The sequence below is a fragment of the Agrobacterium genomosp. 2 str. CFBP 5494 genome, assembly GCF_900013495.1.
Lineage (GTDB): Bacteria > Pseudomonadota > Alphaproteobacteria > Rhizobiales > Rhizobiaceae > Agrobacterium > Agrobacterium pusense.
Window position 1 is genome coordinate 622526 of record NZ_LT009718.1, and the last position, 23713, is coordinate 646238.

Genomic DNA, 23713 nt, shown 5'->3' on the forward strand with positions numbered 1-23713 from the left:
GAAACAGAAGTGCCGCCGGCAAACCGGCGGCACGTCAAATATTCGCTCTTCCGCAACTGGGTGCCGAGAAGGGGCTAGAGCCCAAGCCCTTCGAAAAGTGCTGTCGAAAGATAACGTTCCGCGAAGGAGGGAATGATGATGACAATGTTCTTGCCGGCATTTTCCTCACGCGCACCGACCTTGATTGCCGCCGCCAGCGCCGCACCCGAGGAGATGCCAACGGGCACGCCTTCCAGCCTCGCCGCCAGACGTGCGGTTTCGAAAGCCTCATCATTGGTGACGGTGACGATCTCGTCATAAATGCCGGTGTCGAGAATGGTGGGGGCAAAACCGGCGCCGATGCCCTGAATTTTGTGGGGGCCGGGGTTGCCACCGGAAAGAACGGGGCTGTCGGCGGGCTCCACCGCAATCACCTTCACCTCGGGCTTGCGGGATTTCAGAACCTGACCCGTGCCTGTGATCGTGCCGCCGGTGCCGATACCCGAGACCAGAATATCAACCGTGCCTTCGGTGTCGTTCCAGATTTCTTCAGCCGTCGTCTTGCGGTGGATCTCCGGATTGGCGGGGTTTTCAAACTGCTGCGGAATGATGGCGTCAGGCAGGGTTTCTGCCAGTTCCTGCGCTTTGGCGATGGCGCCCTTCATGCCCTTCGGGCCTTCGGTCAGCACCAGTTCCGCGCCCAGGAGAGCCAGCATTTTCCGACGCTCGACCGACATGGTTTCAGGCATGGTCAGGATCAGCTTGTAGCCTTTCGCGGCGGCAGCGAAGGCGAGCGCAATCCCCGTATTACCGGAGGTCGGTTCCACCAGCGTCGTCTTTCCGGGCGTAATCTTGCCCTGGGCTTCCAGAGCTTCAATCATGGCGACGCCGATGCGGTCCTTCACCGAAGCGATGGGATTGAAAAATTCGAGCTTGGCAAGAAGGTTGGCCTTCACGCCTTTTTCCTTCGCCAGCTTGTCGAGCCGCACGATCGGTGTATCGCCGATTGTTTCCGTAATCGAGGAATAGACGCGTCCGCGTCCGGGCTTTCTGGCTTCCGGCATGATGCTCTCCTGTGTAAAGACCGCAAGATTTGAGCGGCAGAATAGGAGCAATAACCTCCGCAAGCTAGCGAACGTTCGTCCTAATATCCGTGAATTGCGGGAATAATTTCACGCCAGATCGCGGAAATGCACGAATTTGTTTTACGTGCTGCGGATGGCGATCATCGTCGCGGTTCCGGCCAGAATACCCGCCGCGGTGCGGTTGAGAATTGTCAGGGCGCTCGGTCTTTTCAGGAGGTTGCGCGCTTTGGCCGCAAGCAGGATGTAAGGCAGGAGAACCGCCATCAGCACGACAAAGGTGATGGCAAGAAGCGTTGCATATTCCGAAGGGCCGATCATGCGGATGTCGATCAGCGTCGGCACCAGCGCCACATAAAAAAGCATGGTTTTTGGATTGCCGAGGGTGATCAGCAGGCCGGACAGGAAGGACATGGACATGCTGGTGCTCTTCTTCGCCTTCAGGTCCTGCGGCAAGAGACCGGCGGTCCAGAGCTTCCAGGCGATATAGAGAAGATAGGCCGCACCTGCAAATTTCAGGACCATGAAGGCCTCCTGAAAGGTCTGCGCGACGAAGGCCAGCCCCAGGATCACAGCGGTCAGATAGATCATGTCGCCAAGCACCAGCCCGAGACCCATGAAAAAGGTTTCCCGAAAGCCCGAACCCAGCGCCCGCGCCACGATTGCCGTCATGCCGGGGCCGGGAATGGCGGCAGCGATGAAGAGGGCGGTGGCATAAGCGAATAGGGTGGTCAGCGTCATGATCGTGTTCCCTGAAAATCCGCCAGATCCATAGCGAAAATGCCGGGCAAAGACAATCAGTCCGCTCCTCTGCACCAGGGGTGTCGCTAAACGCCGGTAGAGCCGAAACCGCCGACGCCACGCGCCGTCTGCGAAGTTTCCATCACTTCGACAACAGTCACCTGCGTCACGGGCGCGATGACCATCTGCGCAATGCGCATGCCGCGCTCGACGACGAAATCGTCCTGGCCGAGATTGGCGAGGATGACTTTCACCTCACCGCGATAATCGCTGTCCACCGTGCCCGGGGAATTGAGGCAGGTGATGCCGTTCTTGATGGCAAGGCCGGAGCGGGGGCGGATTTGCGCCTCATAACCGGCGGGAACTTCGAACACGAAACCGGTCGGCACCAGCGCCCGTTCACCGGGTTTCAGGGTCAACGGCTCACCCACGGACACAGCTGCACGCAGGTCCATGCCGGCGGCGCCGCCGGTCTCGTAAGAGGGGAGTTCAAGGCCCGCGCCGTGGGCGAGGCGGGCGAGACGAAGAGGAGGCAGATTGTTGTTTTGAACGGTCATGCGGCATTAGTTTGCCGAGATCGCGGCAAGGTCAATTGCAAAACCGGGCCTGAAACGCTAGATACCCCGCAATTCCACAGGATTTGTCAGATGGCCGAAACACTTGCCGAGGCGGTCTCCCGCCGCCGCACCTTTGCTATTATCGCGCACCCGGACGCGGGTAAAACCACGCTCACCGAAAAGCTGCTGCTGTTCGGCGGAGCGATTCAGCTTGCCGGTGAGGTGAAGGCGAAAAAGGACCGCATCCAGACCCGTTCGGACTGGATGAAGATCGAGCGCGAGCGCGGCATTTCTGTCGTCACGTCGGTCATGACTTTCGAATATAACGACCGCGTCTTCAATATCCTCGATACGCCCGGCCACGAAGATTTCGCCGACGATACCTATCGTACGCTGACGGCCGTGGATGCGGCGATCATGGTCATCGACGCCGCCAAGGGTATCGAGCCGCGCACGCTGAAGCTGTTCGAAGTCTGCCGCATGCGCGATATTCCGATCATCACCTTCATCAACAAGATGGACCGCGAAAGCCGCGACCCGTTTGAGATACTGGACGAGGTGGAGGAGAAGCTCGCGCTCGATACGGCGCCGATCACCTGGCCGGTGGGCCGCGCCAAAACCTTCTGCGGCGCCTATCATCTTGCCGACAGCACGTTCCGCGGCGTCGACACGCAGGTGGAGGCCATGAAGGTTAACGGCCCGCAGGCGGTGGCGGATCGACTGCCGGAAAATGAGCGCGATGCTTTCATCGAAGAAACGGAACTGGCGATGGAAGCCTGCCGTCCCTTCGATCGGCAGGCTTTCCTCGAAGGCCATATGACGCCGGTCTTCTTCGGTTCGGCGCTGCGCAATTTCGGTGTGCGTGACCTTATCAATGCGCTCGGCGATTTCGCACCGCCGCCGCGCGATCAGGTGGCGGATACCCGCACCGTGCATGCGGCCGAAGACAAAATGACTGCCTTCGTCTTCAAGATTCAGGCCAATATGGACCCGAACCACCGCGACCGTATCGCCTTTGCCCGCATCTGCTCCGGCAAGCTGGAGCGCGGCATGAAGGCGCGCCTGTCACGCACCGGCAAGCAGATGGGACTCACCGCGCCGCAATTCTTCTTCGCCTCGCAACGCCAGCTGGCCGACACAGCCTTTGCAGGTGATGTGGTCGGCATTCCGAACCACGGCACGCTCCGCATCGGCGATACGCTGACCGAGGGTGAAAACCTCGTGTTCCAGGGTGTGCCGAACTTCTCGCCGGAAATCCTGCGCCGTGTGCGTCTGGAAGATGCGATGAAGGCGAAGAAGCTGAAGGAAGCCCTCCAGCAAATGGCGGAAGAGGGCGTCGTGCAGCTCTTTTCGCCGGAAGACGGCTCGCCAGCCATCGTCGGCGTCGTCGGTGCGCTGCAGCTTGACGTGTTGAAGGAACGGCTGATGGGCGAATATGGCCTGCCGGTTTCCTTCGAAATGTCGCGCTTCTCGGTCTGCCGCTGGATTTCGTCCGATCAGCCGGCAGAAATGGACAAGTTCCTCAACGTCAAGCGTGGCGATATCGCCCGCGACCTGGATGGCGATCCGGTATTTCTGGCGCAGGATGCCTTTTCGCTGCGTTATGAATCCGAGCGTTTCCCCGCTATCAAGATGGTTGCGATCAAGGAATATCACGTCGCCAAGGCGGCGTGATATCGGCCGGGTTGCACTTTGTATGCCAAGGGCCGAGCATTTTCAGGAAAAATGCGCAAGCGGTTTTCCGTCCAGAAATGCGAAAAACAAAGGGCTAGAGCATTGAAGGTGATTACGTTTTCACCGAAAATGCTCTAGTTTCCCGCTGAAACGGGAAACTGGTCCGGCATCATGGCGCTTTCAGACAAACATATTCTCCTCATCATATCAGGCGGCATCGCGGCCTATAAGAGCCTCGACCTCATCCGCCGTCTGAAAGAGCGCGGCGCAAAGATTACGCCTGTCATGACGAAAGGCGCGCAGGAATTTATCACCCCGCTCGCCGTTGGTGCATTGTCTGCCACCCATGTTTTCACGGAGCTTTTTTCACGGCAGGACGAGCAGGATGTTGGCCATATCAGGCTGGCGCGCGATTGCGATCTCGTGCTCGTGGCGCCCGCCACCGCCGATCTCATGGCGAAGATGGCACATGGTTTGGCCGATGATCTAGCTTCGGCGGTCCTTCTTGCGACCGACCGCAAGGTGCTGGTTGCGCCGGCGATGAACCCAAAAATGTGGTCGGCAAAGCCAACAATGCGCAATGTCGATACGCTGAAGAAAGACGGTGTGTTTTTCGTCGGACCAATGGCCGGCGAGATGGCTGAGAAGGGGGAGGCTGGTCTCGGCCGAATGGCGGAGCCTTTACAGATCGTCCAAGCCGTTGAAGCGCTGCTGGATGGGGGGACGAAGCCCCTGAAGGGCAAGACGGCGATCGTGACCTCCGGCCCTACGCATGAGCCGATCGATCCCGTGCGCTACATCGCCAACCGTTCATCGGGCAAGCAGGGCCATGCGATTGCAGCGGCTCTCGCGGAACTCGGTGCAGACGTAACGCTGGTTTCCGGGCCGGTGACCATTGCTGATCCCGCCGGTGTGACGGTAATCCATGTCGAGCGCGCCGAAGAAATGCGGGACGCGGTGATCTCAAGGCTGCCGTCGGATATCGCCGTCATGGTTGCCGCCGTCGCCGACTGGCGGGTGGCGGGTTCATCAGAACAAAAGATCAAGAAACAGCCGGGTGATGCGCCGCCGGCGCTCCAGCTGACAGAAAATCCCGATATTCTCAAAACCGTCGGCCACCATGAATACCGTCCAAAGCTTGTGGTGGGCTTCGCTGCCGAAACGCAGGACGTGGAAAAAAACGGTCGCGCCAAGCTGGAACGCAAGGGCGCGGATTACATCGTCGCCAACGACGTCTCGGCGCAAACCGGAATCATGGGTGGAGACCGCAACAGCGTGAAAATCATTTCGGCTGAGGGTGTTGAGGCATGGCCGGATCTCGATAAGGCCGAAGTGGCAAAACGTCTGGCAGCCTTTGTCGCGGAGAAACTCACATGACCATCTTTGATCGCAAGACATTCGACAGGATGCTTGGCGAATGGCCGGGCGTGCGTTTCGTCGATCAATGGGATTCGCATGTTGCCAAGGTGGGCGACAAGGTCTTTGCCGTGCTGGGCGAACGGGAAGACTGGCGGCTGGTGGTGAAATGCTCGGAGGAGAGCTTTGAAATCCTCACTGCGCTCGAAGGGATCGCCCAGGCGCCGTATTTTGCCAAACGCAAATGGATATCGATTGCCGATCATTCTCCGCTCGAACGGGAAGAAGTGGAGCACTATGTGCGCCGCTCCTATGAGCTTGTGGCAGCCGGCCTGACAAAAAAACTGCGGGGCGAGCTGGGCATCGTGATCGATCCCGCACCCGCCCTGTAATTTCCGCTTCAATTGACCTTTTTGTCCTTGCCGATGATCTGGCGGACGCCTTCTTTGGTGAAGGGCTGCACGAGCTGTGGCAAAAACCCCTTGGCGATCTCACCCTTGATGCCGATATCAGTTGATGAGGGTCGGTCAGGGTTATGGTAGGAGCCAAAGAGAATATCGAAGATGACGAGGTTTTCGCCGTAATTGGTATTGCCTTCCGGAAGCTGTTTTGAATGGTGCCAACGATGTAGGCGCGGCGTGCTGAAGACATAGTCGAGCACACCCGTTTTCATGTCGACATTGCAATGGGTCAAGATACCGATGAATGCGGTCACAGCACCCAGCCACCAGAACACCTGCAGCGGCGCACCCATGAAATAAAGCGGAATCTGGCTGAGCGCGATCTTGAAAAGGGAATCGGCCACATGGAACCGCCCGGTATTGACGACCCATAGCCGTACGACGCTGTGATGCAGGGCATGGAACCGCCAGAAAAAAACGGTTTCATGCGCGATGCGATGGGCCCAGTAGAGACCGAATTCGGCAATCGTTACCGCAAGCGAGACCTGCACCACCATTGGCAGATGCGATGGCCACAGGTCAAAGCGCATTGCGGCAAGCGGCTGGAGCACGTTCGCGGCCAGCATCGGGAAGATGGCCGATGCTGCGGCGGCAAGTTGCACCAGCCCCTTGGTCAAAAGCGTGTGGCCGATGCTCGTCATTGTCTCGCCATCCCCTTCGAGCCATTCGACTTCATAGGGAATATAGCGTTCGAGAAGAAAGAGAGTGATAACCGCGCAGGCATAAACACTGAGAAACGCCGCGATCGGATGGCTGCTCGTGAAGGCGAAATAAGACCCCACGAGGCCGCCAACAAAGACGAGTGGCCAGGAGGAATAGGAGAGGGTCTGTTTCAGTATCTGCGCTTTTGCCATCACAATCAAATCCCGTCCGGCACCATCCGTCTCTAACACCCGCGCACTATCGCGGCTTCAAAGCAGCCCTTACCCGCACAACTGCCTGACCCGAGGAAAGGCCAGGTCTTTATTACCTCGAGACGTTACACAAACATGGCACGGAAACGTGCCGAGATGTTCAGCTTACCTTGATGGCAATAAAGACAAGCGTCAGCGCAATAACCCACAGCGCTATCCGCCCCCATCTGGTATGGCGCGCTTCCGCCCTGCCGATGGCTTCTGCGGTCTGGGCGTCGAAACGCAAGCCGTGCTCGCTCATATACATCAGTTCGGAATGCAGCTTCTCCGTCTTGGCGGCGATTTCCGGCGCTGCCTCGGCGAGCTTCAGGGCGGCCTTCACGCCGTCTTTCAGATCGGTCACGATACGTTTCGGGCCAAGATTGTCCCTTATCCAGCCACTGACAACAGGGTCAGCCGCCTTCCACATGTTGAAGCGCGGATTGAGCATACGCGACACGCCTTCAACCACCACCATGGTCTTTTGCAGCATCACGAGTTCCGGCCGGGTTTCCATGTCGAAAAGCTCGGTGACTTCAAAGAGAAGGGTCAGGAGCTTGCCCATGGAGATCGTCTCGGCCGGCTGGCCGTGAATTGGCTCGCCGATGGCGCGGATCGCCTGCGCGAAACTCGCTATGTCGTGATGGCCCGGCACGTAACCGGCCTCGAAATGTACTTCCGCCACCCGCATGTAATCGCGCGTGATGAAGCCGTAGAGGATTTCGGCGAGAAACCGCCGCTCCTTTTTCCCGAGCCGTCCGGCGATGCCCATATCGACCGCGACTATCATGCCCTGCGGATCGACGAAAAGATTGCCGGGATGCATGTCGGCATGGAAAAAACCGTCGCGCAGGGTGTGCCGCAGGAAGGACTGAATCAGTGTGTCGGCGAGCTTGTTCAGGTCGTGACCGGCGGCCTTCAGGCCTTCAATGTCCGACATCTTGACGCCGTCGATCCACTCCATGGTGACGACGTCACGACCGGTGCGTTCCCAGTCGACTTCGGGAACACGAAAACCGGGATCTTGCCTGGTGTTTTCCGCAAGCTCGGAAAGGGCGGCGGCCTCAAGCCGCAGATCCATCTCGATCTTGGTGGTCTGCTCCAGCGTGCGCGTCACTTCGACCGGGCGCAGACGACGGGCCGAGCGGACAAAGCGCTGTTGCAGGTCGGCGATCAGATACATCGCCTCGAGATCGTTCTGGAAGCGTTGTCGCACGCCGGGACGGATCACCTTCACGGCAACCTTGCGTGGCCCCTTTGGCGTATCCACAATCGCCGGATGGACCTGGGCGATGGAGGCGGCGGCGATCGGGTCGCCAAATTCCCTGTAGAGTTCCGAAACCGGCCGTCCGAGCGATCCCTCGATATTCGCTTTGGCGGCGGCTGCTGGGAAAAAGGCCATGCGGTCCTGAAGGCTTGCGAGATCGTCTGCGAACTCCGCGCCCACCACATCCGGACGGGTGGCCAGAAACTGACCCATCTTCACATAGGACGGCCCAAGCCGCTCGACGGCCACCGCCAGCCGATCACTACGCTGCGCTCTTTTCGCCTTGCTACGGGCGAATGGCTTCAGCAGGGCTTTTAACACCTGCGCGGGAGCGGGCAGGTCATCGGACGGCAGGGCCAGCACGACGCCTTCGCGCACGAGAACCCAGCCAACCCTTGCGAGGCGGAAATATGCGCCCAAAGTGCTCATGCTTATGCTTGTCTCCTGCCTGTGCCGGCCATGGTCTTAGAGCTTCCAGCCGGAATGCAGGGCGGCGATGCCGCCGGTGTAATTGGTATAGGTCACGCGGGAGAAGCCGGCGGTGCGGATCATCGTCGCAAAATTCTCCTGATTGGGGAATTTACGGATCGATTCGACCAGATACTGATAGGGTTCGGCGTCGCCGGTGATCATCTTGCCGAATTGCGGAATGGCATTGAACGACCACGCGTCGTAGACGCGATCAAGCAGCGGCATCTCAACTTCGGAAAACTCCAGCACCAGAAGCCGCCCGCCGCGCTTCAGCACACGGTGCGCTTCCTTCAGCGCAACGTCGATGCGCGGAACATTGCGAATGCCAAAGGCAATCGTATAGGCGTCGAAGCTGTTCGCCTCAAAAGGTAGTTCCTCGGCATTGGCCTCCACGAAGGTCAAATTGTCCGAAAGCTTCTTTTTCGCCGCGCGCTCTTCGCCGACGGCAAGCATTGAGCCGTTGATATCGAGAACGGTGGCATGCGCCAGACGGTTGGAAGCTTCGATGATCCGGAAGGCAATATCCCCGGTACCACCAGCCACGTCCAGAACCCTGTAGGAGGGATCCTTGCGCGGCGAAAGCGAGGACACCATGGCGTCCTTCCACAGCCGGTGCAGGCCGGCCGACATCACGTCATTCATGATATCGTAGCGCTTGGCCACCTTGTGGAAGACCTCGTTGACCATCCCCTGCTTCTGGCCTTCGTCCACCTTGTGGAAGCCATAGGACGTTTCCATGCCGCCTTGGGCGGTGGTACGGGCGTCGGTCATCGTCTGTCTCCATATTTATTGCGTGGCGGACCATAGCGGAAACGCCATGGCGACGCTATCTGTTGCCGCATCGCCTGGGCGCGACATTTCGCGTGCACTTTATAGACCACATGGTCCTAACGAAAAACTGCCGGATAAGCCAGATGCCAGAATTGCCAGAAGTCGAAACCGTCAGACGCGGCCTTGCTCCCGCCATGGAAGGGGCAAGGGTTCGCAAGCTCCATCTCGGCCGCCCCGACCTGCGGTTTCCGTTTCCAGAGGATTTCGCGGGGCTTATCGAGGGGAAGACAATCATCTCGCTCGGAAGGCGGGCAAAATATCTTCTGATCGAGCTGGAGGACGGGCTGACAATCGTGTCCCATCTCGGCATGTCCGGCTCTTTCCGCGTGGAAGCGGAAGCCGATGCAGAAGGCAGCATACCCGGCGTGTTCCACCATCCCCGCTCGAAGGACGGCAAGCACGACCACGTCGTCTTTCATCTGGATAAAGGCGAAGAGCGCATCTGCGTTATCTACAATGATCCGCGTCGCTTCGGCTTCATGCATCTGGTGGAGCGCAGCAAGCTCGATCTTTATCCCGCCTTAGCGGAACTTGGCCCGGAGCCAACAGGCAATACGCTGAGCGCGGATTATCTCGCGAGCCGGTTCGACGGTAAAAGCCAACCGCTGAAAAGCACGCTGCTGGACCAGAAGGTCATTGCCGGCCTCGGCAATATCTATGTCTGCGAGGCGCTCTGGCGTGCGCATCTGTCGCCACTGCGGGCGGCGGGAACGCTGGTGACGAAAGCTGGCAAGCCCAAAGCACAACTCGTCGATCTGACAGAGAAAATCCGCGACGTCATCGCCGATGCCATCGCCGCCGGGGGCTCATCATTGCGCGACCATATACAGACGGACGGAACGCTTGGTTATTTCCAGCATTCCTTTTCGGTCTACGATCAGGAGGGGCAGCCTTGCCGTACCCCCGGCTGCAGGGGTACGGTTGAAAGGGTGGTGCAGGCTGGCCGCTCCACCTTTTATTGCGCCGCCTGCCAGAAATGAACCAACGACGGAGAAGGGGAGACTGCCGTGGATTATGAAACGATATTGGTCGAAAAGCGCGACGAGGTAGGGGTCATCACGCTCAATCGTCCAAAGGCGCTAAACGCACTCAATTCCGTGCTTCTGAAAGAGCTGCGACACATCCTGTCTTCATTTTCCGTGGACGATTCCATCGGTGCGGTCGTTATCACCGGCTCTGAGAAGGCATTTGCGGCTGGCGCCGATATCAAGGAAATGCAGGGGCTGGATTTCGTCGATGCTTATGTCGGCGATTTTCTTGGCGGCTGGGACGAGGTTGCGGCCACCCGCAAACCCGTCATCGCCGCCGTTTCCGGCTTTGCCCTCGGGGGCGGGTGCGAACTCGCCATGATGTGCGACTTCATCATAGCATCCGATACGGCAAAGTTCGGCCAGCCGGAGATCACGCTGGGTGTCATTCCAGGCATGGGCGGCTCCCAGCGGCTGACGCGTGCGGTGGGTAAGGCAAAGGCGATGGACCTCGTTCTGACTGGACGCATGATGGATGCGGCGGAAGCCGAGCGCGCCGGTCTCGTATCGAGAATCGTACCGGCCGCGAACCTGATGGACGAGGCGGTGGAGGCCGCCACCCGCATCGCGTCGCTGTCGCGTGCCTCCGTGCTCATGGCCAAGGAAAGTGTCAATCGTTCCTTCGAAGTGCCGCTTTCGGAAGGTCTGAGATATGAAAGACGGTCCTTTCAGTCGCTTTTCGCCACGGCAGATCAGAAGGAGGGCATGGCGGCCTTCGTCGAAAAGCGCAAACCTGCTTTCCGGAATCGCTAAGGATTCGGAATATCGGCGCTTTTAAGCGTTTTGCGCGTTGACGGGCGTAAGCTTTAGCGGTATATGCCCGCCCACGGTTAAGGAAAGCCATCCGGCTTGTCCGAAATTACTCCCGCATTCTTGGGTTACGTGAGGTCTTCGAAAGACCCGATCCTCTGGTTGCGGAATTTGGTTTGAATTCGAAGAGAGGCATACATGGCCAATACAACTTCGGCGAAAAAGGCGACCCGCAAGATCGCTCGCCGTACCGCAGTCAACAAGGCTCGCCGTTCGCGCGTTCGCGGCTTCATCCGCAAGGTCGAGGAAGCAATCGCTACCGGTGATCTCGCTGTCGCTACCGAAGCTCTGAAGGCAGCTCAGCCCGAGATCCAGCGCGCCGCTACGAAGGGCGTTCTGCATGGCAACACGGCATCCCGTAAGGTGTCGCGTCTTGCACAGCGCGTGAAGGCTCTTTCCGCCTAATCCGGCTAATTACAAATAATTATTCAAAAAGCCTGGTCTTTGACCGGGCTTTTTCTGATTCTAACCGCCTGTTAATCATTCCTCCCGTAACGTGACAAATGCGTGTCAACTGAACGACAGGAAAAACTAAGCAAAAACAATTACTTGCTGGAGGTCTTCTCCAAAATGGGAAGCTTGCTCTACGGAAGTCGGGGCAAGTTTTGAGTCAAGAAGATTTTTATTTTTTTGCCAAAACAGGCTCTCAAAAAACGCCAAAATTGAATCTCATTGATTCATAAGCGATTCTGCTTTGAACCTTGACGGTGATGCAAAACGGCCTTTGCGAGTCAATGGCCGATCTACGTTTTTGCAGAAAAAACGCCATTGATCTCTCCCCACGATCCTGCCTAAATGCATTCCAACAAGGGGTGCGGATCTCAGTCCACAGATTATCTCGATGTTCGTATCGACGATATTCACCTTCTTGCTGACGGGTCTTTCGAGGTCCGTTTTTTCAGGTCATGGAGCTTTTTGTACCGTTTCGGTCTCGGAACGGGCGGGAGCTTTTTGTCCTCAAAAATGCGCCTTAAGGTTGTGGCGAAAGGAGCGTTTTGAGCGTGTCGCAGGCCTCTCCATGAGGGAGAGAGAAATGGGAAACCGGCTCGCAAACGAGAATAGTCTTTGACGTTCTTTCGAGGGGAACGCTGGAGGCGGGAATAAACGAGGGGGATCTCTGGCGATCTATTTTGATCGTCAGGCTATGATTGGCAATTTGAAAGGCGGCAATATGCAATTGAATTTGGCGATGGGTGCGGTGGCTGATGGGGACCGCGCACCAAAGGCATGTGATGCAGCTTGCTCAGAGGCGGCAGGGGACAAATCGGCAATGAAGCATGATGCGCTGTTTGAACGTTTTAGCGCGCGGCTCAAGGCACAGGTTGGTCCGGAAGTCTATGCGAGCTGGTTTGCACGGCTGAAACTCCATTCCGTTTCAAAAAGCGTCGTTCGTTTTACCGTTCCGACGACCTTTCTGAAGTCCTGGATCAATAACCGTTATATGGACCTGATCACCAGCCTCGTGCAGAGCGAGGATCCGGATGTGCTGAAGGTGGAGATTCTGGTCCGCTCGGCCAGCCGCCCGGTGCGCCCGGCCCAGGCTGAGGAACGGACACAGCCCGCTCAGGAAATCGGGGCGGTTCAGCGCAACAAGCCTTTTGTCCCGCAGCAGCCCGCGGCGGCGCCTTCTGCGCAGCCCGTGGCCGCGCAGGCAACCCTGCGTCAGGGCGGCTCCGGTCCGCTGTTCGGGTCACCGCTGGATACCCGTTTCACCTTCGAGACGTTTGTAGAAGGTTCCTCCAACCGTGTTGCGCTTGCAGCCGCAAAGACGATCGCAGAAGCCGGCGCTGGTGCCGTGCGTTTTAATCCGCTGTTCATCCATGCGGGTGTGGGCCTCGGCAAGACACATCTTCTGCAGGCCATCGCGAATGCGGCCATCGACAGCCCGCGCAATCCGCGCGTGGTTTATCTGACGGCCGAATATTTCATGTGGCGTTTCGCAACCGCGATCCGTGACAATGACGCTCTGACGCTGAAGGATACGCTGCGCAATATCGATCTGCTCGTCATCGATGACATGCAGTTTCTGCAGGGCAAGATGATCCAGCACGAATTCTGCCACCTGCTGAACATGCTGCTCGACAGCGCCAAGCAGGTCGTGGTTGCGGCTGACCGCGCTCCATGGGAACTGGAATCGCTCGATCCGCGCGTGCGCTCCCGCCTTCAGGGCGGCATGGCCATCGAGATCGAAGGGCCCGATTACGACATGCGTTATGAAATGCTCAACCGCCGCCTCGGTTCGGCCCGTCAGGAAGATCCTTCCTTTGATATTTCGGACGAAATCCTGACCCATGTCGCCAAAAGCGTTACGGCGAGCGGTCGCGAACTTGAGGGTGCGTTCAACCAGCTGATGTTCCGGCGCTCTTTCGAACCGAATCTGTCGGTCGACCGGGTCGATGAACTACTGTCGCATCTCGTCGGCACGGGCGAGGCCAAGCGCGTGCGTATTGAGGATATTCAGCGGATCGTCGCCAAGCATTACAACGTGTCGCGGCAGGAACTGGTGTCCAACCGCCGCACCCGAGTCATCGTCAAGCCACGCCAGATCGCCATGTATCTGGCGAAGATGCTGACGCCGCGGTCTTTCCCGGAGATCGGCCGCCGTTTTGGCGGACGTGACCATACCACGGTTCTGCATGCGGTGCGCAAGATCGAGGAGCTGATCTCCGGCGATACCAAGCTCGGTCATGAGGTCGAGCTGCTGAAGCGCCTGATCAACGAAAACAACGCATGAAAAAAGCGGCCTCCGGGCCGCTTTTTATTCTCTTCTTGTTTGATGACTAAAGCCGGATGCGCGGGTGTCAGCAGGCGAGGTCGGCGACGACGGCGTCCAGAATGAGCATGCCCGATGGGGTGCAGCGCAGCCGGGAGTTTCCGAGCCGCTCCACAAAGCCGTGCTGGAGAAGAAACTCTTCCTTTTCCGGGTCGAGGTCGCGTCCGGAAAGATCGCTCCAGCGGGCGAGATCGATGCCTTCCCGCAGGCGAAGGCCCATCAGCAGCAATTCGTCGGCCTGTTCATCGACGCCGAGCAGTTCCTGATCGATCATGCCGTGGCCTTCCCGCTCAACGGTTTCCAGCCAGGTCTCAGGGTGGCGTTCGGTCGCCGTTGCGAGCTTGGAGGAGCCGCGCGTCAGGCGCCCATGCGCGCCAGGACCGATGCCCGCGTAATCGCCATAACGCCAGTAGGTGAGGTTGTGGCGACTTTCAGCACCGGGCCGGGCATGGTTGGAAACCTCGTAGGCCGGCATGCCGTAACGCTCGGTGATTTCCTGAGTGGCTTCATAAAGCACGGCCGAATGCTCGCCATCTGGCACGATGAGTTTGCCGGCCTTGTGCAGGCCGTAGAAGGGCGTGCCTTCTTCTATCGTCAGCTGATAGAGCGACAGATGGTCAACGGCATAGGAGACTGCTTCCTTCAGCTCGGCGTCCCATTCGGCCACCGTCTGGTTCGGGCGGGCATAGATGAGGTCGAAGGACATACGCGGGAAAATCTCACGCGCCAGCCTGATGGCTTTCAGGGCGTCAGCGACATCATGCAGCCGTCCGAGGAATTTCAGGTCGCGGTCATTCAGCGCCTGCACACCGAGAGAGACGCGGTTGACGCCCGCCGCCCGGTAACCGCGAAACCGCTCTGCCTCGACGCTCGAAGGATTGGCTTCCATGGTGATCTCGATACCATCCGGCACATGCCAGAAGCGCGAGACGCCATCAAGAAGTGCTGCGACTGTCTGCGGGTCCATCAGCGATGGCGTGCCGCCGCCCATGAAGATGCTGGTGACGACGCGCGGGCCGCTCAGCGACCGCATATGTTCCATTTCACGCAGGAAGGCAGCCGTAAACCGCTCCTGATCTACCGGCCGGTGGCGGACATGGCTGTTGAAATCGCAATAGGGGCATTTGGCCGCGCAGAAGGGCCAATGCAGATAAATCCCGAAACCGGGATCGCCCGTATCCGGCAGAAGCAATGCGCCGGGGGCAGAAAGTTGGTGCTCCCCGACCATCGGGTTCATGCCTCCAGGCAGGTTTCTACGAATTTTTTAAACGCACGGGCACGGTGCGATAGCGCAAAGCTGTCGCCATGTTTCCAGCCGTGTTTTTCGTCCGCGGTCATCTCACCGAATGTGGTGTCGTAACCCTCGGGTTTGAAGATCGGATCATAGCCAAATCCGCTCGTTCCGCGCGGTGGCCAGACGACAGTGCCTTCCACCTCGCCACGGAAATACTCGACATGACCGTCGGGCCAGGCCAGGCACAGCACGCTGACAAAGCGGGCCGTGCGATCTTCCGGTTTCGATGCGCCGTGCTCGGCCAGCGCATCTTCAACTTTCCGCATCGCCATGGCGAAGTCGCGTGTGCCGTCGGCCGTCTCCGCCCAATTGGCGGTGTAGACACCGGGCGCACCGTCAAGCGCGTCGATAACCAGACCGGAATCGTCGGACAAAGCCGGAAGACCGGATGCCTTCGCAGAGGCAAGCGCCTTGATGGCGGCATTTTCTTCGAAGGTCGTACCTGTCTCGTCCGGCTCTTCGAAGTTGAGCTCAGCCGCCGACTTGGCGGAAAAGCCGAAAGGGCCGATCAGATCGGCAATTTCGGCAATCTTGCCTTTGTTGTGGCTGGCGACGACGATGGTTCTGGTATCGAGCTTGCGCATCACGCTTTCCTGTCGGCTCAGGCGATGGCCTGTTTCTGAAGGGCGACCAATTCGCTGCAGCCGGCTTTGGCCAGGCCGAGCAGCGTCAGGAATTCTTCTTCGGAGAAGGGCGCGCCTTCAGCAGTACCCTGAACCTCGACGATGCCGCCCGAGCCGGTGATGACGAAATTCGCATCGGTCTCGGCGGAGGAATCTTCGAGATAGTCGAGATCGATAACCGGCTGGTTGGCGAATATACCGCAGGAGATCGCCGCGATATGATCCTTCAGGACTTTCTCGACCTTGATCATGTTGCGGGTTTCCATCCACTTCAGGCAATCGTGCAGCGCGATCCACGCGCCGGTAATGGAGGCGGTGCGGGTACCGCCATCGGCCTGGATGACGTCGCAATCGATGCTGATCTGGCGTTCGCCGAGCGCCTGAAGGTCAACGACGGCGCGCAGCGAGCGGCCGATGAGGCGCTGGATTTCCTGCGTACGGCCGCCCTGCTTGCCGGAAGCAGCTTCGCGCTTCATGCGTTCATGGGTGGAGCGCGGCAGCATGCCATATTCTGCGGTAACCCAGCCCTTGCCGCTGTTGCGCAGCCACGGCGGCGTCTTTTCTTCGAGGCTTGCGGTGACGAGCACATGCGTGTCGCCGAATTTCACGAGACAGGAGCCTTCAGCATGTTTCGAGAAATTGCGCTCGAAGGAAACCTTGCGCATCTGGTCGGTTTTTCTGCCTGAAGGCCGCATATGATCCACTCTCCATGTTGGTCCCTGCCTTCTAAGGCGAGGTCCTGGCTTTTGCAAAGCCAATTTCCATTTTGCCGCGGCCGCGCGACGCATTATATTGATGGCAGACAGGATATGGACGACAAAGAACGGACGAATGGGCTTTTCTGCACCGCTTTCAAAAGATCAGGCATCGCTTCTCGATGAACGGTCGCGGGAAATTTTCCGGCGCATCGTCGAAGGTTATCTCGATACCGGCGAACCGTTGGGCTCACGCAGCCTGTCGCGGCTGCTGCCGATGTCGCTTTCACCGGCCTCCGTCCGGAACGTCATGAGCGATCTGGAGGAACTGGGCCTCATCTATTCCCCTCACATCAGCGCTGGGCGCCTTCCCACCCAGACCGGGTTGCGCTTTTTCGTTGATGCCTTCATGCAGGTAGGCGATCTGCCAGCGGAGGAACGCGCAAGCATCGATCGTCAGATCGGGCCGGTCGCCGGTCACGAGCAATCGCTGGAAGGGCTGCTGACGGAGGCGAGCCGCATGTTGTCCGGGATGTCGCGGGGCGCAGGCCTGGTGCTGACGGCCAAGAACGATGTGGTGCTCAAGCATGTCGAATTCATCAGGCTCGAACCCACCAAGGCGCTCGCCGTGCTGGTGGGTGATCATAATCAGGTCGAAAATCGCATCATAGAGTTACCGACTGGCATTTCTTCGTCACAATTGACCGAGGCTGCGAATTTCATCAATGCCCATCTGTCCGGCCAGACGCTGCAGGAATTGCGTGGCCAGTTCCAGAAGCAGCAGGCGGAGCTGCAGTCCGAACTCGGCAAGCTGGCACAGGATCTCATCGAACGCGGTCTGGCTGTCTGGGCGGGCGATAGCGAGGACGGCAAGCTTGGTCGTCTCATCGTTCGCGGACGGTCCAATCTGCTGGAGGGACTGGCCGGCGAGGAAGACATCGATCGTGTTCGCCTGCTCTTTGACGATCTGGAGCGTAAGGAAAACCTCATTGAAATCCTCAACCTCGCGGAAAGTGGGTCGGGAGTGAGGATTTTTATCGGTTCGGAAAACAAGCTCTTTTCGCTTTCGGGTTCCTCGCTCATCGTCGCGCCGTATCGTGACGAGGACAATCGTGTCGTTGGTGCGGTCGGCGTCATCGGGCCCACCAGGCTGAATTATGCCCGTATCGTGCCCATGGTGGATTACACCGCGCAGATCATGGCCCGCCTTTCCCGCAAACAGAGATAGACAAGCCGGCAAGGAAGGAGAATGCGGCAAGCTTTTCGCCGCAAGCCTTGATTTTTGCCCGCCAAAGCTCGATATCGGGCGCAACCACTAACAGTCTAATCTGGAGAACGTCATGACCGACGATACAAAAAAGCCCGGACCTGACGCGGACGTCGCGGAAGAGTTTGTCGAACCTGTTCAGGCAGGCGAAGAACAGGCTGAAACGGCGGAGCCCGATCCGGTCGAAGCGCTCAAGGCGGAAAATGCCGACCTGCGCGACAAGTTCCTGCGCCTTGCCGCGGAAATGGACAATCTTCGTCGTCGCACAGAACGCGACGTGAAGGATGCCAAGACCTATTCCATGGCCGCTTTTGCCCGCGACATGCTGGCGGTTTCAGACAATCTTCGCCGCGCTCTCGAGGCCATTCCCGCTGAGCTCAAGACCAATGGCGAAGCCGGTCTGAATGGCTTGATTGAAGGTGTCGAAATGACCGAGCGCTCGATGCTGTCGACGCTGGAACGCCATGGCGTGAAGAAGATCGATGCCGAGGGCCAGAAGTTCGACCCGAATTTCCACCAGGCCATGTTTGAGATTCCCAACACGACGGTTCCCAACAATACCGTATTGCAGGTGATTCAGGCCGGTTTCACCATTGGCGATCGCGTTCTGCGCCCCGCCATGGTCGGTGTCTCCAAGGGTGGCCCGAAGGCGGAAACCGCTGCCTCGGCCGAACCGGGCACCGCGTCCGTCAATGAAAAAGACGCTTGAGGCCATTTGTGCCGACGTAACGAAAAACGCGCCTTCAGAGCGCGTTTTTTATTGCCATTAACTGGGAAAAGAAGGCCTGCCGTCAGGCAGCCGTTGCCTGTTCCTGATTAAGGAAGGCGTAGATCGCCGTATCGGAATCTGTAGCACGCAGCTTGGCCACCAGTTCAGGGTCGCGCAGGGCACGCGCAATGCGTGAAAGTGCCTTCAGATGGTCGGCGCCGGCACCTTCCGGCGCCAGCAGCAGGAAAACCAGATCAACAGGCTGATCGTCCAGCGCTTCGAAATCGACCGGCGTTTCAAGACGTGCGAAAACACCGGTGATCTGCTGGATGCTGTTGAGCTTGCCATGGGGAATGGCAATGCCGTGGCCCACACCGGTGGAACCGAGCTTTTCACGCTGGAGGATGACGTCGAACACTTCCCGTTCCGAGACTCCGGTAATTCTGGCTGCCTTTGCGGCCAGCTCCTGAAGCAGCTGCTTTTTGGAATTCACCTTGAGGGCGGGAATAATCGCATCTTGTTGCAGCAAATCTGCCAACGCCATTCTCTTTTTCCTTCATGCCATCGAGACGAGGCGGAAGGCAGATGCACTTTCGCGTTCTGCCTTCCACGTCTTGTCAGACTGTTCAGCTCTTGATCGTTTCCGCGTCGATCCAGCCAATATTGCCGTCGTGACGCCGGTAGACGATGTTGAGATATTCCTTGCCCGGGCTGCGGAACAGCAGAACCGGTTCGTCGGTCATGTCGAGCGCCATCACGGCACTGGCAACAGACATGGTCTTAATCTGTTTCGAACTCTCGGCCACAATGGTGGGTGCGTAATCTTCGGGGACCTCGTGGTCCTCATCGGGAATAGCATCCATCACCGTATAGGCGATTTCCTGCGACACGCCGTTCGCACCATTGTGATGGTCCTTGAGCTTGCGCTTGTAGCGACGCAGGCGCTTTTCGATCCGCTCGGCGGCGGCATCGAAGCTCGCTTGCGGATCATTCGCCTGACCCGCCGCATGCAATACAACGCCCGTATCGAGATGCAGCTTGCAATCGGCCGCAAAACGCGATCCGGACTTCTCTACGGTCACTTGGCCTGAATACCCCCCATCGAAGTATTTGGTAACCGCCAGACCTATATTGTCCTCAATCCGCTGACGGAAAGATTCACCGATCTCCATATGTTTACCAGATACACGCACACTCATGGAAATTTTCCTTTTTGTAGTGATTTGCGAGTACCAGCTTACGTCAAGCCGCGCGCGCATCCAAGCGTTTCGAAGACCTTAAAAAGCCCTCATTCGAATTTTACGCCCATGGACGGTGGAGATGAATCCGTTACAAATGACCTTGCTTACGTGTGCGGCGGGCTTCTAGCCCTTGCCGCGGCAAGAGTCAATGGTGCGGCAAAAAACCGCCATAAACGTGATCGGGTTCATCGCTCAGAAGGCGGACAACCTGGCAAGAGCCTTCTTTTCCCGGCGTCTCTGCACGGAGGAGGGGATGTTCATCGCCTCCCGATATTTGGCGACGGTGCGGCGGGCGAGATCGATACCGTTCTTCTTTAGATTGTCTACGATATCGTCGTCGGAAAGCACCGCATCAGCCGCTTCCTGCGCAATCATGGCCTTGATGCGGTGACGAACTGCTTCCGCTGAATGGCTGTCACCGCCTTCCACAGCGCTGATCGATACGCTGAAGAAATATTTGAGCTCGAACAGCCCGCGTGGCGTCAGCATGTATTTCTTTGATGTCACGCGGCTGACGGTGGATTCGTGCATCTTGATGGCGTCCGCAACCGTCTTCAGGTTCAGCGGCCGCAGGTGATCCACGCCATTGAGGAGAAAGGCATCCTGCTGACGCACGATCTCCGTCGCAACCTTCATGATCGTCCGGGCGCGCTGGTCGAGGCTGCGGGTCAGCCAATGGGCGGTCTGCATGCATTCAGCCAGAAAGTCCTGGTCCTCTCCTGCGCGAGCCTTGTGTTTCGAGACTTCGGCGAAATAGCTCTGGTTGATGAGCACGCGTGGCAGGGTCTCGGGATTGATTTCCACCAGCCAGCCGCCGGAAGAGGAGGGACGAACGATGATGTCGGGAACGATGGTCTCCGAAACCGCTGAATCGTAGCCTGCACCGGGGCGTGGATTGAGCGTGCGGATTTCCGCCAGCATGTCGAGCAGGTCTTCCTCATCGACCCCACAGAGTTTCTTTAAGGAGGCGAAATCCCGCTTCGCCAGAAGCTCGAGATTGTCGATGAAAGCCCGCATGGCCGGGTCGAGCCGGTCCTTCTGCGCGAGCTGGATCGCCAGACACTCGCTCAGTGAACGTGAAAATACGCCGGGAGGATCGAAGCCCTGGAGTGTCTTCAAGACCCGCTCGACAGTCGAAGGAGCCGCTCCCAGCCGCTCGGCGACCTCGTCGACAGCGTCTGCGGCGATATAGCCGGTCTCATCGAGTTGGCCGATAAGCACATCGGCGATCATCCTGTCTTCGGGGGAAGAGATGGAGAGCGGCAATTGCTGACTGAGATGGTCGCCCAGGCTCTGTTTTGCAGCGACGAAGTCATCGAGATCGTAACTTTCGCCGGATTCCTGCCCCGGCATCGATTTCCACTGGCTCGCCAGTTCGGGCGCATCGGCCTTTCTCGGCTCGCCATCGTCGGGAAAGACGTTTTCGAAGCTCGTGTCGAGTTGCTCGCCAAGATTGGCGGCGCGATCCCCGTACCAGTCTTCACTATCCGCGGTCACGCTGGGGGATTTTCCCGCGCCGTCACCATCGCTGTCGCCGAAATTGTCGGCTTCCGCCGGCATGTCATTGCTCAAATCGCCATCGTTTGCCGCAATTTCCAGCAGCGGATTACGTTCCACCTCCTGCGCGATAAACTGCGTCAACTCGAAATGCGTCATCTGAAGCAGCTGGATGGACTGCATCAGTTGCGGTGTCATCACGAGAGACTGGTTTTGACGCAGCAAAAGGCTGGCAGACAATGCCATGGCGAACGCGAAACTCCCTTTACAGCTTCTCCGTCGCCAGATTTTCCAGAAATTTTACCGAGACGACAGAACTTGGCCCAAAAATTGCTTTTTTATTTTGTTTGGTCAAGCGTCAGGGCAGGGCGCGACGAAGAATCTTTCGCGCCCTACAGCTTAAAGGCTGAAATTATTGCCGAGATAGAGGCGACGCACATCCGGATTGTTGACGATATCGTCGGGACGTCCATGCGTCAGCACCTCGCCTGCATGGATGATGTAAGCGCGGTCGATGAGGCCAAGCGTTTCTCGGACATTATGATCAGTGACGAGAACGCCGATGCCGCGCGCTGTCAGATGCCTTACCAGATTCTGGATGTCGCTGACCGAAATCGGATCGACGCCCGCGAAGGGCTCGTCGAGCAGCATGAAGGTCGGATCTGTCGCAAGCGCGCGTGCGATTTCCAGACGGCGGCGCTCGCCACCCGAAAGCGCCACGGCGGGCGACTTGCGCAGCTGCGCGATATGGAATTCTTCCAGCAGCTCATCGAGCTTGCGGTTGCGCTTGGCTGCGTCCGGCTCGTGCACTTCCAGCACGGCGCGGATGTTCTCCTCCACGGTCAACCCGCGGAAGATCGAGGCTTCCTGCGGCAGGTAACCGACGCCGAGACGGGCGCGCCGATACATCGGCATGGTGGTCACATCATTGCCGTTGATGGCGATCTTGCCGGTATCGACCGGAACCAGGCCCGTGATCATATAAAAACAGGTGGTTTTGCCGGCGCCGTTCGGCCCGAGCAGGCCCACGGCCTCGCCGCGACGAACGACCAGCGAAACACCGTTGACCACGCGACGCGTATTATAGGTCTTGGTCAAACCATGCGCGATCAGCGTGCCCTGATAGGGGGTCTTGTCCGCCGGTGAGGCGGAGTCCGCGGATCGGTGGCGCCCGCCGCCGAATATTTTTGAGATCGAGGGTATCTTCACGAGGAAAGACTACTGTTTCTTCTGCGATTTCGGATCGAGCATGATCCGGACAGGACCGCCGCAGCTTTCGAGCTTGGCCTGTCCCGTATTCATCAGAACAGTGAGCTTGCAGCCGGTGAAGACATTGGTGCCTTCGGACAGCACGACCTGCTTTCCCGTCAGAATGAAGGTCTGCGCCGCCATGTCGAATTCGCCGTGATCGGCCGTCGCCTTCTGGGTCTCGGACGTCAGATAGACATTATTGTCCACGAAGATTTTTTCGATGTTGGCGTCGCCACTGGTGAGCGAAGAACCCTCGCCCTTGTAATTCACCGTCATCTTGCCGGCCTGCAGGGTGGTCGTTCCCTGCACAACCTTCACGTTGCCGGTAAAATATGCCTTGCGCTCCTGATCGCGAATCTCGAGCTGGTCACTTTCAATCGCAATCGGCTGATCGCCGGAAAGCTTGACACCCTGCATGTTGCTGGTGGTGTTCTGGGCGAAAGCCACAGTTGCAAGACACGAAAAAACAAGACCTGCGGCTGTTAAGCCTGCGGATTTGCCAAGGAAAACGGGACGGGAAATTTGCATCATCTGGACCGGGCTCTCACTTGCCTTCATTTTTGATATTGGATGCAGCGATACGTGCCCGTACCTGCCCCGAAAATGTAATTGTCTTGCCATTATCGGCGATGTCAATCGATTGCGCAACAATCGAGCCGTCGTTTGTTTTGATTGAAACCGGCTGCTGGCTGCTCATTTTCCCGGCCTTCAGATCGACTTCCGCAGACTGGAATTTCGCTTGTATGCCATTGCTGAGATTGATGTCAAAAGGGGCGGTCATCTTTAGTTTGTTCGTGGCGCGGTCGAAAATGCCTTCCTGGGCGATCACCTGCGCGACACTGTCGTTTACCGGAACCGCCGCCAGAACCTTTTCGAGCGTCATCAGATTGGGGTTGGCGATGTCCTGCAACGCGCGGTCGGCGTTCATGGAGTAATCGATTCCCTTCTCGTTGCGGCCCGCAACGGCAGGTTTTTCCATCACGATCTTGCCGTCTTCTATCCTCGCGCTTTCGAGGGAGACTTCTTCAGGCGCCCAGGTTCGGATAACCGAGACAGCGATGAAGGCAAGCGAAACGATTGCCGCCGCGAGCGGCAGAATGATTTTCAGCCGTTTCACACGCGCTGAATGCCGGAGCGCACGCCCGTAAGCGCCGTTCTGGTCATTGGGCAGCGGAAATGCTGGCGCGGGTTCGCGGAGTCTTTCGAGCATAAG

24 protein-coding genes are annotated in these 23713 nt (G+C 58.2%); 9 read left to right on the forward strand and 15 right to left on the reverse strand.

Annotation, left to right across the window (positions count from 1 at the left end; translation table 11 throughout):
• Positions 1-74: 74 nt before the first annotated feature.
• From cysK to dut, 3 genes are all read right to left on the reverse strand, one after another.
• The gene (gene cysK, locus AGR2A_RS02925; protein WP_080822392.1) at positions 75-1043 is read right to left on the reverse strand and encodes a cysteine synthase A; all 969 of its coding nucleotides are present in this window, start codon (positions 1041-1043) and stop codon (positions 75-77) included.
• Between the two features lie 141 nt (positions 1044-1184).
• Positions 1185-1802 (reverse strand): LysE family translocator, encoded by a 618-nt coding sequence (locus tag AGR2A_RS02930; protein WP_006699689.1) that lies wholly within the window; start codon positions 1800-1802, stop codon positions 1185-1187.
• Positions 1803-1888: 86 nt separating this feature from the next.
• A complete protein-coding gene (dut, locus tag AGR2A_RS02935; protein WP_004439510.1) occupies positions 1889-2359 on the reverse strand; it encodes a dUTP diphosphatase in 471 nt (156 codons plus the stop codon).
• Between the two features lie 90 nt (positions 2360-2449).
• Here dut and AGR2A_RS02940 point away from each other — a divergent pair, with 90 nt between their 5' ends.
• The 3 genes from AGR2A_RS02940 (at position 2450) to AGR2A_RS02950 (ending at position 5781) form a co-directional block, all read left to right on the forward strand.
• Positions 2450-4033 (forward strand): peptide chain release factor 3, encoded by a 1584-nt coding sequence (locus AGR2A_RS02940; protein WP_022555492.1) that lies wholly within the window; start codon positions 2450-2452, stop codon positions 4031-4033.
• A 171-nt stretch (positions 4034-4204) separates the two neighbouring features.
• Positions 4205-5410: a bifunctional phosphopantothenoylcysteine decarboxylase/phosphopantothenate--cysteine ligase CoaBC gene (gene coaBC, locus AGR2A_RS02945; protein WP_080822393.1), complete on the forward strand. Its 1206-nt coding sequence runs from the start codon at positions 4205-4207 to the stop codon at positions 5408-5410.
• On the forward strand, positions 5407-5781 hold the full coding sequence (locus AGR2A_RS02950; protein WP_004439515.1) for an MmcQ/YjbR family DNA-binding protein: 375 nt from the start codon (positions 5407-5409) through the stop codon (positions 5779-5781). The genes coaBC and AGR2A_RS02950 overlap by 4 nt, the downstream gene beginning before the upstream one ends.
• Positions 5782-5789: 8 nt before the next feature.
• Here the strand turns inward: AGR2A_RS02950 and AGR2A_RS02955 are convergent, their stop codons facing one another.
• The 3 genes from AGR2A_RS02955 to ubiE all read right to left on the reverse strand — a co-directional run bounded on the left by AGR2A_RS02955 (position 5790) and on the right by ubiE (position 9252).
• Positions 5790-6704, reverse strand: coding sequence for a sterol desaturase family protein (locus AGR2A_RS02955; RefSeq protein WP_072493867.1), 915 nt, complete (start codon positions 6702-6704; stop codon positions 5790-5792).
• Positions 6705-6864: 160 nt separating this feature from the next.
• Positions 6865-8439, reverse strand: coding sequence for a 2-polyprenylphenol 6-hydroxylase (gene ubiB, locus AGR2A_RS02960; protein WP_004439518.1), 1575 nt, complete (start codon positions 8437-8439; stop codon positions 6865-6867).
• A 36-nt stretch (positions 8440-8475) separates the two neighbouring features.
• Positions 8476-9252: a bifunctional demethylmenaquinone methyltransferase/2-methoxy-6-polyprenyl-1,4-benzoquinol methylase UbiE gene (ubiE, locus tag AGR2A_RS02965; RefSeq protein WP_072493868.1), complete on the reverse strand. Its 777-nt coding sequence runs from the start codon at positions 9250-9252 to the stop codon at positions 8476-8478.
• A gap of 143 nt (positions 9253-9395) precedes the next feature.
• On the opposite strand from ubiE, the gene mutM reads away from it, so the two are divergent.
• From mutM to dnaA, 4 genes are all read left to right on the forward strand, one after another.
• On the forward strand, positions 9396-10292 hold the full coding sequence (gene mutM / locus AGR2A_RS02970) for a bifunctional DNA-formamidopyrimidine glycosylase/DNA-(apurinic or apyrimidinic site) lyase (RefSeq protein ID WP_072493869.1): 897 nt from the start codon (positions 9396-9398) through the stop codon (positions 10290-10292).
• Positions 10293-10319: 27 nt separating this feature from the next.
• On the forward strand, positions 10320-11093 hold the full coding sequence (locus AGR2A_RS02975; RefSeq protein WP_004439522.1) for an enoyl-CoA hydratase: 774 nt from the start codon (positions 10320-10322) through the stop codon (positions 11091-11093).
• A gap of 195 nt (positions 11094-11288) precedes the next feature.
• Positions 11289-11555 carry a 30S ribosomal protein S20 gene (gene rpsT, locus AGR2A_RS02980; protein WP_004439523.1) on the forward strand — a complete coding sequence of 89 codons (267 nt, stop codon included), beginning with the start codon at positions 11289-11291 and terminating at the stop codon, positions 11553-11555.
• A gap of 865 nt (positions 11556-12420) precedes the next feature.
• Positions 12421-13884 carry a chromosomal replication initiator protein DnaA gene (dnaA, locus tag AGR2A_RS02985; protein ID WP_006699682.1) on the forward strand — a complete coding sequence of 488 codons (1464 nt, stop codon included), beginning with the start codon at positions 12421-12423 and terminating at the stop codon, positions 13882-13884.
• Positions 13885-13951: 67 nt separating this feature from the next.
• Here dnaA and hemW read toward each other — a convergent pair whose 3' ends face one another.
• From hemW to rph, 3 genes are read right to left on the reverse strand one after another with little or no spacing between them, the layout of a single operon-like run.
• Entirely contained in the window at positions 13952-15151 is a 1200-nt protein-coding gene (gene hemW / locus AGR2A_RS02990; protein WP_072494849.1) for a radical SAM family heme chaperone HemW, read from the reverse strand.
• A gap of 5 nt (positions 15152-15156) precedes the next feature.
• The gene (rdgB, locus tag AGR2A_RS02995; protein ID WP_004439530.1) at positions 15157-15801 is read right to left on the reverse strand and encodes an RdgB/HAM1 family non-canonical purine NTP pyrophosphatase; all 645 of its coding nucleotides are present in this window, start codon (positions 15799-15801) and stop codon (positions 15157-15159) included.
• 17 nt (positions 15802-15818) lie between these two features.
• Positions 15819-16535: a ribonuclease PH gene (gene rph / locus AGR2A_RS03000; protein ID WP_003503798.1), complete on the reverse strand. Its 717-nt coding sequence runs from the start codon at positions 16533-16535 to the stop codon at positions 15819-15821.
• A 136-nt stretch (positions 16536-16671) separates the two neighbouring features.
• Here rph and hrcA point away from each other — a divergent pair, with 136 nt between their 5' ends.
• Together hrcA and grpE are read left to right on the forward strand one after the other, a co-directional pair.
• A complete protein-coding gene (gene hrcA, locus AGR2A_RS03005; RefSeq protein ID WP_004439533.1) occupies positions 16672-17763 on the forward strand; it encodes a heat-inducible transcriptional repressor HrcA in 1092 nt (363 codons plus the stop codon).
• Between the two features lie 112 nt (positions 17764-17875).
• The gene (grpE, locus tag AGR2A_RS03010; RefSeq protein ID WP_022555501.1) at positions 17876-18511 is read left to right on the forward strand and encodes a nucleotide exchange factor GrpE; all 636 of its coding nucleotides are present in this window, start codon (positions 17876-17878) and stop codon (positions 18509-18511) included.
• A gap of 82 nt (positions 18512-18593) precedes the next feature.
• Here grpE and ptsN read toward each other — a convergent pair whose 3' ends face one another.
• The 6 genes from ptsN to lptC all read right to left on the reverse strand — a co-directional run bounded on the left by ptsN (position 18594) and on the right by lptC (position 23710).
• Complete coding sequence (gene ptsN, locus AGR2A_RS03015; protein WP_004439537.1) at positions 18594-19055, reverse strand: PTS IIA-like nitrogen regulatory protein PtsN; 462 nt, start codon at positions 19053-19055, stop codon at positions 18594-18596.
• Between the two features lie 82 nt (positions 19056-19137).
• Positions 19138-19710 (reverse strand): ribosome hibernation-promoting factor, HPF/YfiA family, encoded by a 573-nt coding sequence (gene hpf / locus AGR2A_RS03020; RefSeq protein ID WP_003520085.1) that lies wholly within the window; start codon positions 19708-19710, stop codon positions 19138-19140.
• Between the two features lie 234 nt (positions 19711-19944).
• A complete protein-coding gene (gene rpoN, locus AGR2A_RS03025) occupies positions 19945-21495 on the reverse strand; it encodes an RNA polymerase factor sigma-54 (protein ID WP_072493870.1) in 1551 nt (516 codons plus the stop codon).
• A 153-nt stretch (positions 21496-21648) separates the two neighbouring features.
• Entirely contained in the window at positions 21649-22458 is an 810-nt protein-coding gene (gene lptB, locus AGR2A_RS03030; protein ID WP_006698893.1) for an LPS export ABC transporter ATP-binding protein, read from the reverse strand.
• A 9-nt stretch (positions 22459-22467) separates the two neighbouring features.
• Complete coding sequence (locus tag AGR2A_RS03035) at positions 22468-23031, reverse strand: LptA/OstA family protein (protein ID WP_004439544.1); 564 nt, start codon at positions 23029-23031, stop codon at positions 22468-22470.
• Between the two features lie 13 nt (positions 23032-23044).
• Entirely contained in the window at positions 23045-23710 is a 666-nt protein-coding gene (gene lptC, locus AGR2A_RS03040; RefSeq protein ID WP_035206688.1) for an LPS export ABC transporter periplasmic protein LptC, read from the reverse strand.
• Positions 23711-23713 lie beyond the last annotated feature (3 nt).